At 65.0% G+C, this 15,273-nt stretch carries 15 protein-coding genes; 6 read left to right on the forward strand and 9 right to left on the reverse strand.

Features of this window, described 5'->3' with window-relative positions; genetic code table 11:
• Positions 1 to 236: 236 nt before the first annotated feature.
• From I6F37_RS07540 to I6F37_RS07550, 3 genes are all read left to right on the forward strand, one after another.
• Complete coding sequence (locus I6F37_RS07540; protein WP_225113552.1) at positions 237 to 1,019, forward strand: outer membrane protein; 783 nt, start codon at positions 237 to 239, stop codon at positions 1,017 to 1,019.
• Positions 1,020 to 1,211: 192 nt separating this feature from the next.
• Complete coding sequence (locus tag I6F37_RS07545; protein ID WP_036000069.1) at positions 1,212 to 1,397, forward strand: hypothetical protein; 186 nt, start codon at positions 1,212 to 1,214, stop codon at positions 1,395 to 1,397.
• Between the two features lie 21 nt (positions 1,398 to 1,418).
• Positions 1,419 to 2,189, forward strand: coding sequence for an SDR family NAD(P)-dependent oxidoreductase (locus tag I6F37_RS07550; RefSeq protein WP_035999947.1), 771 nt, complete (start codon positions 1,419 to 1,421; stop codon positions 2,187 to 2,189).
• 108 nt (positions 2,190 to 2,297) lie between these two features.
• Here the strand turns inward: I6F37_RS07550 and I6F37_RS07555 are convergent, their stop codons facing one another.
• The 4 genes from I6F37_RS07555 to I6F37_RS07570 form a co-directional block, all read right to left on the reverse strand.
• Entirely contained in the window at positions 2,298 to 3,065 is a 768-nt protein-coding gene (locus I6F37_RS07555) for an outer membrane protein (RefSeq protein WP_036022935.1), read from the reverse strand.
• Positions 3,066 to 3,243: 178 nt separating this feature from the next.
• Positions 3,244 to 4,461, reverse strand: coding sequence for an FAD-dependent oxidoreductase (locus I6F37_RS07560; RefSeq protein ID WP_081494455.1), 1,218 nt, complete (start codon positions 4,459 to 4,461; stop codon positions 3,244 to 3,246).
• Positions 4,462 to 4,672: 211 nt separating this feature from the next.
• Positions 4,673 to 5,113, reverse strand: a complete 441-nt coding sequence (locus tag I6F37_RS07565) for a hypothetical protein (protein ID WP_157783962.1) — start codon at positions 5,111 to 5,113, stop codon at positions 4,673 to 4,675.
• 378 nt (positions 5,114 to 5,491) lie between these two features.
• Positions 5,492 to 7,006 (reverse strand): caspase family protein, encoded by a 1,515-nt coding sequence (locus I6F37_RS07570; RefSeq protein WP_035999953.1) that lies wholly within the window; start codon positions 7,004 to 7,006, stop codon positions 5,492 to 5,494.
• A gap of 205 nt (positions 7,007 to 7,211) precedes the next feature.
• On the opposite strand from I6F37_RS07570, the gene I6F37_RS07575 reads away from it, so the two are divergent.
• The 3 genes from I6F37_RS07575 to I6F37_RS07585 all read left to right on the forward strand — a co-directional run bounded on the left by I6F37_RS07575 (position 7,212) and on the right by I6F37_RS07585 (position 11,217).
• A complete protein-coding gene (locus I6F37_RS07575; RefSeq protein WP_085968757.1) occupies positions 7,212 to 8,177 on the forward strand; it encodes a helix-turn-helix domain-containing protein in 966 nt (321 codons plus the stop codon).
• Between the two features lie 298 nt (positions 8,178 to 8,475).
• Positions 8,476 to 9,984 carry a DEAD/DEAH box helicase gene (locus I6F37_RS07580; protein WP_035999958.1) on the forward strand — a complete coding sequence of 503 codons (1,509 nt, stop codon included), beginning with the start codon at positions 8,476 to 8,478 and terminating at the stop codon, positions 9,982 to 9,984.
• 165 nt (positions 9,985 to 10,149) lie between these two features.
• Positions 10,150 to 11,217, forward strand: coding sequence for a GGDEF domain-containing protein (locus I6F37_RS07585; RefSeq protein WP_035999961.1), 1,068 nt, complete (start codon positions 10,150 to 10,152; stop codon positions 11,215 to 11,217).
• 88 nt (positions 11,218 to 11,305) lie between these two features.
• Here I6F37_RS07585 and I6F37_RS07590 read toward each other — a convergent pair whose 3' ends face one another.
• From I6F37_RS07590 to sufD, 5 genes are all read right to left on the reverse strand, one after another.
• Entirely contained in the window at positions 11,306 to 11,728 is a 423-nt protein-coding gene (locus I6F37_RS07590) for a TfoX/Sxy family protein (protein ID WP_035999965.1), read from the reverse strand.
• A 166-nt stretch (positions 11,729 to 11,894) separates the two neighbouring features.
• Positions 11,895 to 12,305, reverse strand: a complete 411-nt coding sequence (locus I6F37_RS07595; RefSeq protein ID WP_074447904.1) for an iron-sulfur cluster assembly accessory protein — start codon at positions 12,303 to 12,305, stop codon at positions 11,895 to 11,897.
• A 49-nt stretch (positions 12,306 to 12,354) separates the two neighbouring features.
• Positions 12,355 to 12,726, reverse strand: a complete 372-nt coding sequence (locus I6F37_RS07600) for an SUF system Fe-S cluster assembly protein (RefSeq protein WP_018641712.1) — start codon at positions 12,724 to 12,726, stop codon at positions 12,355 to 12,357.
• Positions 12,723 to 13,970 carry a cysteine desulfurase gene (locus tag I6F37_RS07605; protein ID WP_035999971.1) on the reverse strand — a complete coding sequence of 416 codons (1,248 nt, stop codon included), beginning with the start codon at positions 13,968 to 13,970 and terminating at the stop codon, positions 12,723 to 12,725. Before I6F37_RS07605 ends, I6F37_RS07600 begins: the two co-directional genes overlap by 4 nt.
• Positions 13,967 to 15,271, reverse strand: a complete 1,305-nt coding sequence (sufD, locus tag I6F37_RS07610; RefSeq protein WP_035999974.1) for a Fe-S cluster assembly protein SufD — start codon at positions 15,269 to 15,271, stop codon at positions 13,967 to 13,969. The genes I6F37_RS07605 and sufD overlap by 4 nt, the downstream gene beginning before the upstream one ends.
• Between the last annotated feature and the right edge of the window lie 2 nt (positions 15,272 to 15,273).

The following is a 15,273-nucleotide window of genomic DNA, read 5'->3' on the forward strand; positions in this document are numbered from 1 at the left end:
ACCGAATTTGCTAACGAAACCTTACTCAAAATCGAGTCGCCAGAATTCGGTCAAGGCCTTGAAACATAACAATTTTTCTAGATCTTGGCGAGGCCGGCGCAAAATACCCGCGCACCGGCGTTTTCCGGCGACTGTGCCTGTCCGGCAACAGCATTTCGGCAAGAACCGTCTATAGTCCGGTCATCAGATGACACGGACTTCAGTGCGCTCGCGCCGACAAGGTTTGGGGATTTAAAATGAAGAAGACATTGCTCGCTCTGACCGCGGTTGCGGCGATGACCGGCTCGGCCTCGGCTGCCGACTTGGGCGCCCGTCCCTACGCGAAGGCCCCGATGCCGGCGCCCGTCGCCAACTGGACCGGCTTCTACGTCTTCGGCGGCGGCGGCGGCGGCCTCTCCAATGCTGACCAGCAGATTGTCGACACCGCCACGGGTACCCCGCTGACCATCACCCAGCGTCAGGGCGGTTCCGGTTGGTTTGGTACGGTCGGCGCTGGTTACGACTGGCAGTTCAGCGGCACCTGGGTCGCCGGTGTGTTTGGCGACGCTCAGTTCGGCAGCATCCGCTCCACCATCCAGGATCCGATCTTCGACATCACTGGTAACCAGAAGCTGGAGACCTCTTGGGCCGCGGGCGTGCGCCTCGGCTGGCTGGTCGCTCCGAACGTTCTCTCCTACGTCAACGGCGGTTACTCCGGCGCTCACTTCGGCCGCACCAACTTCACGACGCTCGGCGGTACCCCGGCCGGTGTTCACCTCAATGGCTACGATCGTCACGGCTGGTTCATCGGCGGCGGCGTCGAGAACAGCCTGAACATCTTCGGCATCACCTCGCCCGGCTGGTTCATGAAGACCGAGTACCGTTCGGCCTTCTACAATGCCAAGACTGAGGCTATCCGCACCGATATCGGCGACCTCCCGACCATCAACAGCGTCCGCGCCAACAGCTGGAACCAGACGATCTCGACCTCGCTGGTCTACCGCTTCAACTGGACCGGTCCGGTCGTCGCGAAGTACTGATCTGATCTCACGATCAAGCGTCAAAGCCCCGGCATCGCCGGGGCTTTTTCGTTTGGGCCTAGCTAGCGTCCTTGCGGCCACGGCCCATTGTGTCCGTACCAGAGCTACGGCTAGTCTGTCGGCAAGTTTTCGTGGCTGCGGCAGTCGTTGATGCCGTGGAGCGCGACAGAAGCGGACCGATGGGAGGAAGGCATGCGCAGATTTCTGCTGGTGGCAGGCCTGTTTGCAACCGCTCTCGGGCTGCTCTGGATCGGACAGGGCACGGGCACGGTTCCGTGGCCGCGATCGAGCTTCATGGTCAACCAGCTGCACTGGGCCGGCTATGGCGCAGCCATGGCCGGGTTCGGGCTGGTGCTGATCTGGCAGAGCAACCAATAGAAGAAACCAGGGAATCCAAGCATGACATCCAGCCGGTTCGATCTCCGCGGCAAGGTCGCGATCGTCACGGGAGGCAATGGCGGCATCGGGCTCGGCATGGCGCGCGGCCTCGCCGATGCCGGCGCCGACATCGCCGTGGTCGGACGCAACGAGAGCAAGTCCGCCGCCGCCGTGGCCGATCTCAGACAGCGCGGCGTGAAGGCGATCGCCGTCGCCACCGACGTGACCGACAAGGCGGCGGTCGCAGCCATGATCGACCGTGTCGTCAAGGAGCTCGGCCGCATCGACATCCTCGTCAACAATGCCGGCATGAGCATCCGCAAGCCGCCGCACGAGCTCGAGCTCGACGAGTGGAACAAGGTGATCGACACCAACCTCACCAGCGCCTTCGTGTGCTCGAAGCTGGCCTATCCGGCGCTGAAGGCATCCGGCAACGGCAAGGTGATCAACATCGGCTCGATGATGTCGATCTTCGGCGCAAGCTTCGCGACCGCCTATGCGGCCAGCAAGGGCGGCATCGTGCAGTATACGCGCGCCTGCGCCAATGCCTGGGCGCCGGACAACATCCAGGTCAACGCCATCCTGCCGGGCTGGATCGACACCGATCTCACCCGCGGCGCGCGACAGCAGGTCTCGGGGCTGCACGAGCGCGTGCTGGCGCGCACGCCTGCGGGGCGCTGGGGCGACATCGACGACTTCGCCGGCATCGCCGTGTTCCTGGCGTCGCCCGCGTCGAATTTCGTCACGGGTACGGCGATCCCGGTCGACGGCGGATTCTCGGTGATGGCCTGAAGCCGGCCTGCCCGCCATCCAAACGCAAAAAAGAAGCCCCGGACGACGCCGGGGCTTTTGATTGAGACAGTGCTTTTCTTGATCGTTGGTCGCGTTGCGTCGACGTGCTCAGTAGCGGGCGATGGTGGGTGCGTCGAACTTGTAGCTCGCGCGCACCACGGCCCATTGGATGTCGCGCGGCTTGGCATCGAAGGTGTAGTTTCCGGAGGTGCCGCCGAGCTGATAGGTCTGGCTGGTGAAGGCCGCGTAATTGTATTCGAGGCCGACGATCCAGTTGCGGGTGACGCCGTACTCCCAGCCGGCGCCGACGGTCCAGCCGTTGGCCCAATGGGTTTGTCCGCCCGAGCCCGTCGCCACACCGACAGTGTCGGTGACCGAGAGGCGGTTGTTCGCGCCGGCATAGCCGCCCTTGATGTAGAAGAGGTTGTTCTGCACGGCGAAGCCGGCGCGCCCGACCACGGTCGCGAGCACGTTGGTACGCCAGGAGAACACGTCATCCGCGGCGCCAAACACGGTGTTCGTGAACGAGCCCTTGTTGTCGAGACCCGAAATCGTGCCTTCCACGCCGAACACGTAATTGTTGGCCTGCCAATTGTAGCCGATCTGCGCGCCGCCCATGACGCCCGCGTTGCGCTGGCGATAGCCCTCTCCCGGCAGCAGATCGCCGAACGCCGCGCCGGTGCCGTTGTTGATGAACTGCTGGTTGGTCCATGCGCCACCGATGTGGCCGCCGACATAGAAGCCGGTCCAGTTGAACAGCGGCTCGACATAGGCGGGCGCCTTCGTGTAGCGCGCACCGAGATCGGCGGCGGAGGCCGCGCCGGTCGAAACCAGAGCCGTCGTGCAGGCAAAGGCGGCAATCAACTTATTACGCATGGTACACCCCGTGTCCTTGATGGACGCACGGTCACAGACGGCTCTTACTAAAATTGAAATCAACACGGTTAACGTGGCGGTTGGGCCCGCATCGCGCCGTGAATCCGATGGCGATGTTGCAAGCGTGCAACGCATCGCGCGCGAATTCACGCCGCGTTATCCCTACCGAAGTCCTCCGCTAGGATTGCGGCGCGGCGCGCAAATGCACGTGCTCGGGCCGCACGCCGAGCGCAAGCAGGCGCGCTGGAATGCCCTGGAGCCATGGCAGCGCGGTGATGAGGCGCACGACCAGCGGCACCTTCAGCGGCCGGTCGCCGCCCTGCAAGGCGCCACTGATGATGTTGTTCTGCACGACCACCTGCATAGCTTGCGTCATCTTCACCGGGAACGCGCGACGGCGCCTGATGGCATCGAGCTCGTGCTCGGACGGGCAGCCATGCTGCAGCTTGTCCGCCAGGAGGTTCGCGGTCGCAACCGCATCCTGCACGGCGAGATTGACGCCGACGCCGCCGATTGGCGACATCGCATGTGCGGCATCGCCGATGCACAACAGGCCCGGCTGCGTCCAGCGTGTCAGACGGTTGATCGCGACGGTGAGCAGCTTGACGTCGTCGAAGCTCTTCACCTCGGCGATGCCGGAGCGGAGGATCGGCGCCATGCGCACGACGTCGTCGAGCAGCGCCGAAAGTCCCCTCGCCTTCACCGCATCGTACTGTCCCTTGGCGATGACATAAGCGCACTGCCAATAATCGCCGCGGTCGAAGGTGATCATCATCTTGCCGGGCTCGACCCGCGCGAACACGTTCTCGGTCTCTTCGGGTGTGCGGCCGGCGCGAAACCACAGCACGTCCATCGGCGCGCCGATCTCCTCGACGCTAAGGCCGGCGCGCTCGCGCACCGTCGAATGCCGGCCGTCGCAGGCGATGGTGAGATCGGCCTCGATGTCGATGATGCCCTCAGGCGTCTTCGCCCGCACGCCGGCGATCGTCTCGCCGCGGCGGATCAGATCGATCGCCTCCGTGCTCATCATCACCTCGAGCGAGGCAAAGCGCCTGCCCGCCTCGCGCAGAAAATTCAAGAAGTCCCATTGCGGCATGAAGGCGATGAAGGGGTATTTGGTATGGAGCCGGCTGAGATCGGCAATGCGCACAGGCGTGCCGCCGAACAGGCCGTCCATCTTTTGCAGGCGCTGGTGCGGCAGCTTCAGGAAGCCGTCGATCAGGCCGAGCTCATCCATCACTTCAAGCGTCGACGGATGCACGGTATCGCCGCGGAAGTCGCGGAAGAAATCCGCATGCTTCTCCAGCACCACGACGTCGATGCCGGCGCGTCCCAGAAGGTAGCCGAGCATCATGCCGGCAGGTCCCCCGCCGACGATGCAGCAGCGGACTTTCATGGTCCTGTCAGATTGTGGGTTGGGTGTCACTGCAGACGCGAACCGCGAGGTGAGTATCGATGAAGAGATGTCCGCCGATACTAGCGCGATTCAGGTCAAAGAGAGTCCTAATTATGCAGGGCGCAGTTGGATCAATGCCGGTTGGGAGCAGCAGACCGGCGCCAAATGAAAGGCCCGCTTCGTGCGGGCCTTCCGTGACGGTCGCGTTCGACTATTTCTGATCCTCGCTGCTGGTCCCGGACCCCGGACTGCCGATCGGCACCCCATTCGGAGCACGCCCGGCACCCATGTTTCGCTCGGCCTGAGCTGCCGTTGGCGACTTGCCGGCGGCAGTCGGCGCTTGAACATTGGGATTGGTCGGGCTGTTATTGGTGTTGATGTTGGCGCCTGTGGTGGTGCCCTGCGTTCCCATGCCGGAGGGAGCCGACGGCCCGGAATTGGCACTGCTGGGTGACGTTCCAATTCCCGCGCCCGATGAGGCCGCAGATCCGCCGCTGGTTCCGCCGGTCCCCGTGCCTGCCGCGGCACCCGCACCTGCGCCACCGCCGCCTGCGCCACCACCACCGCCTCCGCCACCACCGCCTCCTTGAGCAAGGGCGGCCGTCGAAAGCGCAGCACAAGCGATCGTGACGAGGATGGATTTACGGATCATGGATCGTCTCCCTGGTTTGGCAGACAATCCAGCCCGGCAGGAGTTGTTCCTTCCGCGGGGGAAGCGAGCTTCGCGTCTCAGGACTTTGGCGACTTGCGGTCCCACGGCCGCTTGCCATCGGCGTCGCGATCCCATGGTCGCGTGGCCGGAGCCCCCTTCTCATCCTCGGCAGCCTTCGCGCGGTCCGCCTGGACGCGTTCGCGATCGGTGAGAGGTGGGGCTGTGGGAACTGGATTCGTTTGAGCCAGAACCGGAAGCGTCGTCAGGAGCGCGACAATAAGGAATTTTGTCATTCCCGGCTCTAGCACTTTCACCTTGGCTTGTCCGATTTAAGTTCGGCCGCTGCGCAAGATCATCCCGTCACAATCGAACAGCGCGTCAATTATTACTCCGGTTCGCGCTCCTGAAGCTCTTGATCTCCGACACGCTGCCGTCGCGATAGGTCAGCTCCACCGAGATGGATTTCGTGCTTGGCGCGAGCTTCATGTAGAGCGGCATGCCGGCGCTGACCGCGCTGGGGTCGCGCATGTCGCAGGGCGGCATCTTCAGCACCTGGTTGGGCACGGCGCTGTCGACGCCGATGCGCACCTCGCGGATGGCGCAGCGGTAGGAGACGAGATGCGTGTAGTAGACGAGCAGCCCGTTGAACTCGCGGAACGACAGCCAGCTCGTCGAGGTCATGTCGAGGATCTTGCGCTGGTCGCGGATCAGCGCGGCCTCGGGATCGAACCTGATCGGGAACGGGCCCTGCATGTCGCCGGACTGATCGACATAACGGACCTCGATCGTGCCAGCCTGCGCATCCGGCGGCAGCTCGATCGACGGGTTCGGCATCCGCTTGCGGGTGCGCGGATCGAGCGTGTCGATGAACCCGGTCTCGCGGAAATCGCCCGTGCCGGCAATGCGCCAGGAAATGCCGAGCGTCGGATCAGCGAAAGAGAAGGTCACGCTCCAGCCGCCATTGTGACGCGAGAAGCTCGCGATCGGCGCGTTGAGGGTCTCCTCCTTGGGCATCTGCGGCACCGACACCGGCGGTAGCGCCGCGAGCTTCGTGGGCGGCGGATCGTCCGAACGCGCGGCGGTGTCCTTGGCGAGGCCGCTGAGGAAGACATCGTCGACCATCTGGTCGAAATAGACCGGCACCTGCCTGTGCTTCACGCTGTCGGCGAGCTCGCTGACGGCTCGGCGGGTACGCTGCGCCACCTGCACCAGATTCTCGCCGGGCTTGAGCAGCTCCTTGGCGAAGGTGCGCGTAAACACTGAGTTTGGATTGGCGTCGTCATTGGAGAGCCGATCGAGCGCGGTCTGGCGGGGACCCGCGGAGAACACCGAGAACACGCCCTCCGGCAACTGGGTCATCGGCGCGAGCCCGCCGGCGCCGGCAACCGCGCGGGTGCCCTTGCGCTCGAACGGATTGTTGCGGCAGGCGTCGAACACCAGGATCGAGGTCCGCGCCTTCTTGTTCTGCAGCCGCTCGACGATGCGGTCGGCCAGGATCGAGGCGTCGCGCACCAGCTCCTCCTGCCCTTCCGTCGCAGCCGGCACGTCGGTCGGCAGCAGATAGTTCTGGCCCGCGATCTCGAAGCCGTGGCCGGCATAGAAGAAGAAGGCGGTGTCGCCGGGCTCGATGGCCTTGTCGAAGGCGAGCAGCGTCTCGGAGAATTGCTGCCGGCTCTGGTTTTCGGCGACCATCACCGAGAAGCCGAGCTGCTTCAGCGTGTCGCCCATGGTGCGAGCGTCGTTGACCGCCTTGAGCAGCTTCGGCACGTTCTTGTAGTCGTTGTTGCCGACGACGAGCGCGACACGCTTAGCGGCCCAGGCGGGCCCCGCGAAACCGCTCAGGCCCACCGCGAGGCCAAGGGCCGCCAGAATTCTGAAAAGCCGACGCGTCATCGCAAAATTTCCCGTTGCAGAACCGGCCCTGCCACCGATCTTCGAACGGCAGTTCATGGGACCCCCCCTGCCGCTGTGTGATAGTCGGCCCAGACCTGACGACGGTTCAAGGACCCCGGGGGCTCCGATTGTACGATCCGACTATGGCCGATTCCGCTGGAATCTGTTTCCTTTTGGACAATTTCGCCGGAAGCGAGGGGCTGCCGTGTTGCACTGGTGTACGGACGAGGTCGACCCGAAGGATCGCTTCGACTATTGGCGCGAGGTGCGTGCCAAGGGGTTGTTCGGTGTCACCGCCGAGCTCGCGCGCGAGCGGCGCGCGGACTTCTTCGGCGAATTCTCGCTGCGTAAGCTGGGCGGCGCCGGCCTCGTCGAGCTGAAGGCCTCGCCCTACGCGGTCGAGCGCAGCGCGTCGGACATCGCCTATGCCCCGGGTGAGGCGATCTGCGTCTACCAACAGCTCGGCAGCGGCGGCTGGTTCGGCGGCATGCGCGCAAGCGACTTTGCCATTGCCAATGGCAGCTTCGCCACCAGCCATACCGACCTGCCGTACCGCACCGCCCCGCTGGGCACCGGGGGCTTCCACCTGCGGATCCTCAAGATCCCCGTGAGCCACATCCCGGTGCAGGACAAGCGCATGCGCGATCTAGCGCCCCGGACCTTCAACGATCCGGCCCTGGCGCCCCTGCTCGCGGCCTGCTTTGCCGATCTCAACGAAATCGCCGCGGACGATACGGCCTCTGCCGTCCAGTCGTCCTTGGTTCAGGCTTTGGCCCATCTGGCGCTGATCGAGCGCGGCGTCGTGCGGCCCGGCAGCCGGCGGGGGCAGCAGGCACTGCGGACCGCCCGCCTCTCGCAGTCCCAGCGGCTGATCGCGCGCCACCTTCAGGACCCCAATCTTGCGCCGGCCATGGTGGCCGACCTGCTCGGCGTCTCCGTTCGTCACCTGCACATGCTGTTCGAGATGGCAGAGAAGAGCTTTTCCCAGACGGTGACCGACGAGCGCCTGAAACAGAGCCGCCGCCTGCTGCGCGAGGCGCCGGAACGGCTGATCGCCGACATCGCGTCGTCGTGCGGCTTCGAGAGCCTGGCGACCTATTACCGGGTGTTCAACGCCGCCTATGGCATGGCCCCAGGTGATTTCCGGGCCAAGGGCACGGACGGCCGTTAGCTGCTGTCTTGGTTGCGGCCAGACGGAGGGGGGCTCGGGGGAAAACCCCAGCCGCGCCCGTGATTTGGGCAAAAACCTCAGGCTTTTTAGGCTCTTCCCGCGCCCGCTCCATTGACTTTGGCCAATTCCCGCCTATGTTCCGGGTCGACGCGGCTCAGATCGAAGAGCGATTCCTGAGCCTTGCGCTTTGTCCGCGTGAGTCAGCACCCCCAGCTTCTTCGAGAGCGCGCCGTTTCGGGGTGGAACGCGACAGCCTTATTACCCTCGATTCCGAACGGCGGTTTCGACCAGAGGCTCAATGTCCTTTTCAGATCTCGGACTGTCCGAAAAAGTCCTCGCCGCAGTGGCGGCCACCGGTTACACCACCCCCACCCCGATTCAGGAACAGGCGATCCCCCACGTCCTCGCACGCAAGGACGTGCTCGGCATCGCCCAGACCGGCACCGGCAAGACCGCGGCCTTCGTGCTGCCGATGCTCACCATCCTCGAAAAGGGCCGCGCCCGGGCGCGCATGCCGCGCACGCTGATCCTCGAGCCAACCCGCGAGCTCGCGGCCCAGGTGAAGGAAAACTTCGATCGCTACGGCGCCGGCCAGAAGCTCAACGTCGCCCTCCTGATCGGCGGCGTCTCCTTCGGCGACCAGGATGCCAAGCTGATGCGCGGCGTCGACGTGCTGATCGCCACCCCCGGCCGGCTGCTCGACCATACCGAGCGCGGCGGCCTGTTGCTCACCGGCGTCGAACTGCTCGTCATCGACGAAGCCGACCGCATGCTGGACATGGGCTTCATCCCCGACATCGAGCGCATCTGCAAGCTCGTTCCCTTCACGCGGCAGACCCTGTTCTTCACCGCGACCATGCCGCCGGAAATCCGGCGCATCACCGAAGCCTTCCTGCACAATCCGCAGAAGGTCGAGGTCTCCAAGCCCGCCACGACCGCCGTCACCGTTACGCAAGCCCAGGTGCCCGCCGGCCGCGAGGCGCACGAGAAGCGCGAATTGCTCCGCCGTTTGCTACGCGAGGCCAAGGACCTCAAGAACGCGATCATCTTCTGCAATCGCAAGCGCGAGGTCGCGATCGTTCACAAATCGCTGCAGAAGCACGGCTTCAGCGTCGGTGCCCTGCATGGCGACATGGACCAGCCGGCCCGCATGGCCGCGCTCGACCAGTTCCGCAAGGGTGAACTGCCCCTCCTCGTCGCCTCCGACGTCGCCGCCCGCGGCCTCGACATTCCCGAGGTCAGCCACGTCTTCAATTTCGACGTTCCCCACCACGCCGACGATTACGTCCACCGCATCGGCCGCACCGGCCGCGCCGGCCGAACCGGCACCGCGATCTCGATCGTGACACCGCTCGACCAGAAGTCGATGGCGGCGATCGAGAAGCTGATCGGCCAGAGCATTCCGCGCGCCGAAGGCGACTATGACGTCCACGCCGAAGCGGGCGAACAAGGCGAGCGTCCGCGCGAGCAGCGCGGCCGCGAGCGTTCACGCGGCGGACGCGGCAAGCCGCAGCGCGGCGAGCGGCGCGGTCATGACCGCGAGCGCAGCCACGAGCCGCGCGAGGCGCGTGGCGAGGCACGGGCGGCTCCCGAGGCGAGGCCGGCACGCGAGGCACGGCCTCCGCGCGAAGCCAGGCAATCATCCGAGCCGCGCAATGGTGTGCGCCCGCAAGCGAATTCGTCGCATGTGCCCTCGATCGGCCGTCCCGAGCCGCGCCGCCAGCGCGAGATCGACAGCGAGCCGGGCGATCACTCGCATCTGCCGGCGTTTCTTCTGCGGCCGGTGCGCTCCCCCGCCGGCGCCTGAAGCGCGCTGGCGCGCCAGATTTCGGTTGAAGATCCTTGATCTGCAATTTTTTGGATGCCCCCGTGAACGTATATTTACGGGGCGTTCACGATCGTCCGTTAGCCTACGAACATAATTTAAGGATTGCTGCGGTCGATGGCGCGTCGGCCGCCGTGGGGATGTTCAGTGATCAAGGTACTCGACGAACACGAACGCACGCTGGCGTTCGCCGAGGTGGCGCTCGGTCAAATCCGATCGCTTCGACAGACCGCCATCCCCCGCAATTACGAGATCTGGTACGTCTACGCCACCGGCTACAACGCACCGCTCAACAAGATCATCAATGAGACGCTGGCGCGCAGCGGCAAGCTGACCGAGGCCGATCTCGAGCAGATCTACGAAACCTATCTCTCCCACATCAAGACCACCGACCGCATCGATAAGGTCGGCGCGCGCGTCGTCGGCGAGATCGACGACGTGGTGAAGGTGTTGGGCGAGGCGCTCGGCATGACCGGGGCCTACGATACCAGCCTGTCGGATGCGACCGAGAAACTGTCGTCGGCCGAGAGCCGCGACCAGGTCAAGGCGATCGTCGAGGCGCTGCTGCGCTCGACCGGCGAGATGCGCGAGACCAACAAGGCGCTGGAAGACCGGCTGACGCTGTCGAAGAACGAGATCAGCAATCTCCAGCAGAGTCTGGAGGCGATCCGCGCCGAAAGCCTGACCGATCCGCTCACGGGCCTGGGAAATCGCAAATATTTCGACCGCATGATCGGCATGGCGGTGCAGAGCGCGCTGGCCTCGGGCGAGCCGCTGTCGCTGCTGCTGTTCGACATCGATCACTTCAAGTCGTTCAACGATTCCTACGGCCACCTCACCGGCGACCAGGTGCTGCGGCTCGTCGGCCTTTCGCTGAAGCAGACCATCAAGGGCCAGGACATCACGGCGCGCTACGGCGGCGAGGAATTCGCGGTCGTTCTCCCCAACACCGCGCTGCGCCAGGCGCTGACGGTGGCCGATCACATTCGCCGCGCCGTGATGGCGAAGGAATTGAAGAAGAAATCCACCGGCGAGCTCCTCGGCCGCGTCACCATCTCCGTCGGCGTTTCCATGCTCAGGGAGGGCGACGACACCGACGCGCTGATCGAGCGCGCCGACGCCTGCCTCTACGCCGCCAAGCGCAACGGCCGCAACCGGGTGATCTGCGAAGCCGATCCGGAATTCGCGATCGAGAGCCACAGCCGGGTGGCGTGACGTTCATCCTCGCATCTGTAGGGTGGGTTAGCGCAGCGTAACCCACCTCTTGTCTATCAAGATGTATGAAGTGGTGGGTTACGCTGCGCTAACCCACCCTACGCATCGCCTTCCCGGCAACCTTCTTCGCCACACCCTTCTTCGGCGCAACCTTCTTCTTCGCCGCCGTCTTCTTCGCCTTCGGTCGCTTCTTCACCTTGGCGCGCTGGGCGGCAGTGAGCGCCGCCCTCGCCCATTGCGCAAGCTCGGCGGAATCGTCGAACAGGCGCGCCGGCAGCTCCCAGTAGGAATTCACAACCACGGTCTTGGCGCGGGTCGAATACTGGAACGGCTTCGAGCCTTCGGCCTCGAAGTTGGGAATGGTCGTCTCGTCGGCGCGAAAAAACAGGCCGGCGCGCAGCGACAGCGCGAAATTGACGCCGTCGGCGGAGATGCCGTAGCCGGAGAACATTTTCCGGATGGTGACCGGGCCGAAATCGGCGAACAGGTCGATCAGGAATTCGCGATCCATCGGAGGCTTCCCTGCGCAAGCAAGTGAGCCTTCATAGCATTTCCGTCATTGCGAGCGAAGCGAAGCAATCCAGACTTCCGCCGCGGAGGCAGGTTGTATTGTTTTGTCGCCAGCGCAAAATTGCTCGCAATTTTGTCGCGGGCTCCTCGCAGTGACGCTGGAGAGTCTACCCGTCGATCTTTGCCGGCCGCAGCTCGACCGATTCGCCGCAGCCGCAGGCGGAGACCTGGTTGGGATTGTTGAAGACGAACTGGGCCTGCATCTTGTCGGCCTTGTAGTCCATCTCGGTGCCGAGCAGGAACAGCACGGCCTTGGGATCGACCAGGATCTTGACGCCTTTGTCCTCGACGACTTCGTCGGTCGGGCGGATGTCGTGGGCGTATTCGACCGTGTAGGACTGACCGGCGCAGCCGCCGTTCTTCACGCCGACGCGCAAGCCCACGATCTCCGAGTCCGCACGCTGGGTCAGCTCGGTGATGCGCTGGGCGGCGGCATCCGTCAGCCGCATCACCTGCGGGCGCGGGCGCCGCGGCTTCGGAGTGGATGCTGGTGTCGAGCCTGACGAAATCTGGGTCATGTTGTCTATGTGGTCCGTTGCGGAGCGAATTCAATGCGGCCCGAGGGCGTCACCACATGTTCAGCACGAGGCGGGCCTCGTCGCTCATGCGTTCCGGCGACCACGGCGGCTCCCAGACGACCTTGACGTCGACCACGCCGACGCCGGGCACGCTCGCGACCGCGTTCTCGACCATGGTCGGCAGCTCGCCGGCGGCCGGACAGTTCGGCGTCGTCAGCGTCATCTGCACGTCCACGGAACGGTCGTCCTTGATCTCGACCTTGTAGATCAGGCCGAGCTCGTAGATGTCGGCGGGGATTTCCGGGTCGAACACGGTCTTGAGCCCGGCGATGATCTCGCGGGTCAGCCGCTCGGTCTCCTCCGGCGGCAATGCCGAATGGGTCTCCATCGGATTGGCTTTGATTTCGGCCGTGTCACTCATGCAAACAAATCCCGCGCCTTCAGCAGCGCCTGTGCCAGATGATCGACTTCTTCCCGCGTATTATACATGCCGAACGAGGCCCGGCATGTCGCCGTCACGTTGAACCGCTCTAAAAGCGGCATGACGCAATGGGTGCCGGCGCGCACCGCGATGCCCTGGCGGTCGATCACGGTGGCGACATCGTGGGCGTGCGCGCCCTTGAGCTCGAAGGAGATCACGGGGCCCTTGCCCCGCGCCGTGCCGATCAGCCGCAGCGAGTTGATCTCGCGCAGGCGCTCCTGGGCGTAGGCGGTGAGGTCCGCCTCGTAGGCGGCGATGCGTTCCTTGCCGATCGAGTTGACGTAGTCGATGGCGGCGCCAAGGCCGACGGCCTCGACGATCGCCGGCGTGCCCGCCTCGAACTTGTGCGGGGGATCGCCGTAGGTGACGACGTCGCGCGAGACCTCGCGGATCATCTCGCCGCCGCCGTTGAAGGGGCGCATCGCGACGAGGTGGTCGTACTTGGCCCAGAGCACGCCGATGCCGGTCGGACCATAGACCTTGTGACCGGTGAAGACGTAGAAGTCGCAGCCGAGGTCCTGGACGTCGACCGGCAGATGCACGGCGCCCTGGCTGCCGTCGACCATTACCGGAATGCCGCGGGCGTGGGCGATCCTGACGACGTCCTTGACCGGCACGATGGTGCCGAGCGCGTTCGACATCTGCGTGATCGCGACCAGCTTGGTCTTCGGCGTCAGCAGCTTCTCGAACTCGTCGATGAGGAAATTACCCTCGTCGTCGACCGGCGCCCATTTGATCACCGCGCCCTGCCGTTCCCGCAGGAAGTGCCACGGCACGATGTTGGAATGGTGCTCCATGATCGAGATGACGATCTCGTCGCCTTCCCCGATATTGGGGGCGCCCCACGAAGACGCGACCAAGTTGATCGCCTCGGTCGCGTTGCGGGTGAAAATGACTTCCTCGGTGCGCGCCGCGTTGATGAACTGCGCCACCTTGGTGCGGCCGCCCTCATAGGCTTCGGTAGCGGCATTGGCGAGGTAGTGCAGGCCGCGATGCACATTGGCGTATTCGGACCTATAGGCCTGCGTCATGCGGTCGAGCACAGCGCTCGGCTTCTGTGCCGAGGCGGCGTTGTCGAGATAGACCAGCGGCTTGCCGTAGACCTGCATGGCGAGCGCCGGGAAATCCTGGCGCACGCGCGCAACGTCATAGGCGCCGTTCTTGACCGCCGGATGCGTGCTCATGACCGCCGCTCCAGCCAGCGCTCGGCGATGCCGATGACGTGCTCGCGCAAAGTATCATCGGCGATCTGCTCGATCGCCTCGCCGACGAAGGCCTGGATCAGCAGCGCCTGGGCCTGCTTCTCCGGCAGGCCACGGGCCTTCAGGTAGAACAGCAGACTGTCGTCGAGCGCGCCGGCGGTGGCGCCGTGGCCGCAGGAGACGTCGTCGGCAAAAATCTCGAGTTCGGGCTTGTTGTCGGCCTCGGCCTCGTCCGAGAGCAGCAGCGCGCGCGTCATCATCTTGCCGTCGGTCTTCTGCGCGTCGGGACGGACGATGATGCGGCCCTGGAACACCGAATGGGCGCGGTCGTCGATCACCGCACGGAAGATCTCGCGGCTGACGCAGTTCGGCACGGCATGGTCGACCACCAGCGTGGTGTCGCCGTGCTCGGTCTTCTTCAACAGGTTGACGCCGTTGACCGAGAGCTGGCTGCCCTCGCCCGCCAGCGTAATGAAGCCCTGCAAGCGGCTGACCGCAGCGCCGCTGGTCATGTTGAAGACGTTCAGCTTGGTGTTGGCGCCGACGGTAACGAACTGCGAGGTGATGTTCACCGCATCGGCGGCATCGTCCATCAGGCGGATATGCGCGACGTCGGCGTCGTCGCCGACCGAGATCATAACGGCGTCGTTGACCTGGTAGGCCGCAGCGCCGGCGGCGACGAAGCTCTCGATGATGGTGGCGCGGGCGCCCTTCCCGATCGCCACCTGCGAGCGGGTGAAAGCCGAGGCCGATGCGGCGGTCGCAACATGGATGATCTGGATCGGCGCAGAGAGCTGCGTTCCATCCGCGATCGACAGCACCACGCCGTCGGTCGCCAGCGCCGCGTTGACCGCGATCACGGCATCGGTGGACGCGGTCTTGAGGAGACCGGCATCCTTATCCAGCGTCTCGCGCAGAGTCTTGAAGCCGACCTCGGACGCAAGCGCCTTCACGTCTGAAAGCTCAGCCGCGAACACGCCGTCGACCAGCACCAGCTTGCGGGCGCCCGCGATGGCATGCGCCTTGACCGCGTCCGCGGCGCGCTTCAGCGCGGTCGCATCGGGCACGGCCGCCAGCGGCAGCACCTCGCCGACCAGCGCGCGCAGGTCGGTGTATTTCCATTCCTCGATCCGGCGGTGCGGCAGACCGAGACGCTCATAGGTCTCGAACGCCTCGCGGCGCGCCGCCATCACGTCAGGCGAACCCGGCAGGCGGCCTTCGGCGCTGGCGAAGAGATCGCTCACCGCGCGGCCGCTCCCGGTCTTTGCCACAGCAACGTTCATCT

Source organism: Bradyrhizobium sp. NBAIM08, from assembly GCF_020193935.1.
Classification (GTDB): Bacteria; Pseudomonadota; Alphaproteobacteria; order Rhizobiales; family Xanthobacteraceae; genus Bradyrhizobium; species Bradyrhizobium yuanmingense.

Coding starts and splice junctions, on each gene's coding strand:
- I6F37_RS07540 (WP_225113552.1), top strand. CDS start 237: ATGAAGAAGACATTGCTCGCTCTGACCGCGGTTGCGGCGATGACCGGC.
- I6F37_RS07545 (WP_036000069.1), top strand. CDS start 1,212: ATGCGCAGATTTCTGCTGGTGGCAGGCCTGTTTGCAACCGCTCTCGGG.
- I6F37_RS07550 (WP_035999947.1), top strand. CDS start 1,419: ATGACATCCAGCCGGTTCGATCTCCGCGGCAAGGTCGCGATCGTCACG.
- I6F37_RS07555 (WP_036022935.1), bottom strand. CDS start 3,065: ATGCGTAATAAGTTGATTGCCGCCTTTGCCTGCACGACGGCTCTGGTT.
- I6F37_RS07560 (WP_081494455.1), bottom strand. CDS start 4,461: ATGAAAGTCCGCTGCTGCATCGTCGGCGGGGGACCTGCCGGCATGATG.
- I6F37_RS07565 (WP_157783962.1), bottom strand. CDS start 5,113: ATGATCCGTAAATCCATCCTCGTCACGATCGCTTGTGCTGCGCTTTCG.
- I6F37_RS07570 (WP_035999953.1), bottom strand. CDS start 7,006: ATGACGCGTCGGCTTTTCAGAATTCTGGCGGCCCTTGGCCTCGCGGTG.
- I6F37_RS07580 (WP_035999958.1), top strand. CDS start 8,476: ATGTCCTTTTCAGATCTCGGACTGTCCGAAAAAGTCCTCGCCGCAGTG.
- I6F37_RS07590 (WP_035999965.1), bottom strand. CDS start 11,728: ATGGATCGCGAATTCCTGATCGACCTGTTCGCCGATTTCGGCCCGGTC.
- I6F37_RS07595 (WP_074447904.1), bottom strand. CDS start 12,305: ATGACCCAGATTTCGTCAGGCTCGACACCAGCATCCACTCCGAAGCCG.
- I6F37_RS07600 (WP_018641712.1), bottom strand. CDS start 12,726: ATGAGTGACACGGCCGAAATCAAAGCCAATCCGATGGAGACCCATTCG.
- I6F37_RS07605 (WP_035999971.1), bottom strand. CDS start 13,970: ATGAGCACGCATCCGGCGGTCAAGAACGGCGCCTATGACGTTGCGCGC.
- sufD (WP_035999974.1), bottom strand. CDS start 15,271: ATGAACGTTGCTGTGGCAAAGACCGGGAGCGGCCGCGCGGTGAGCGAT.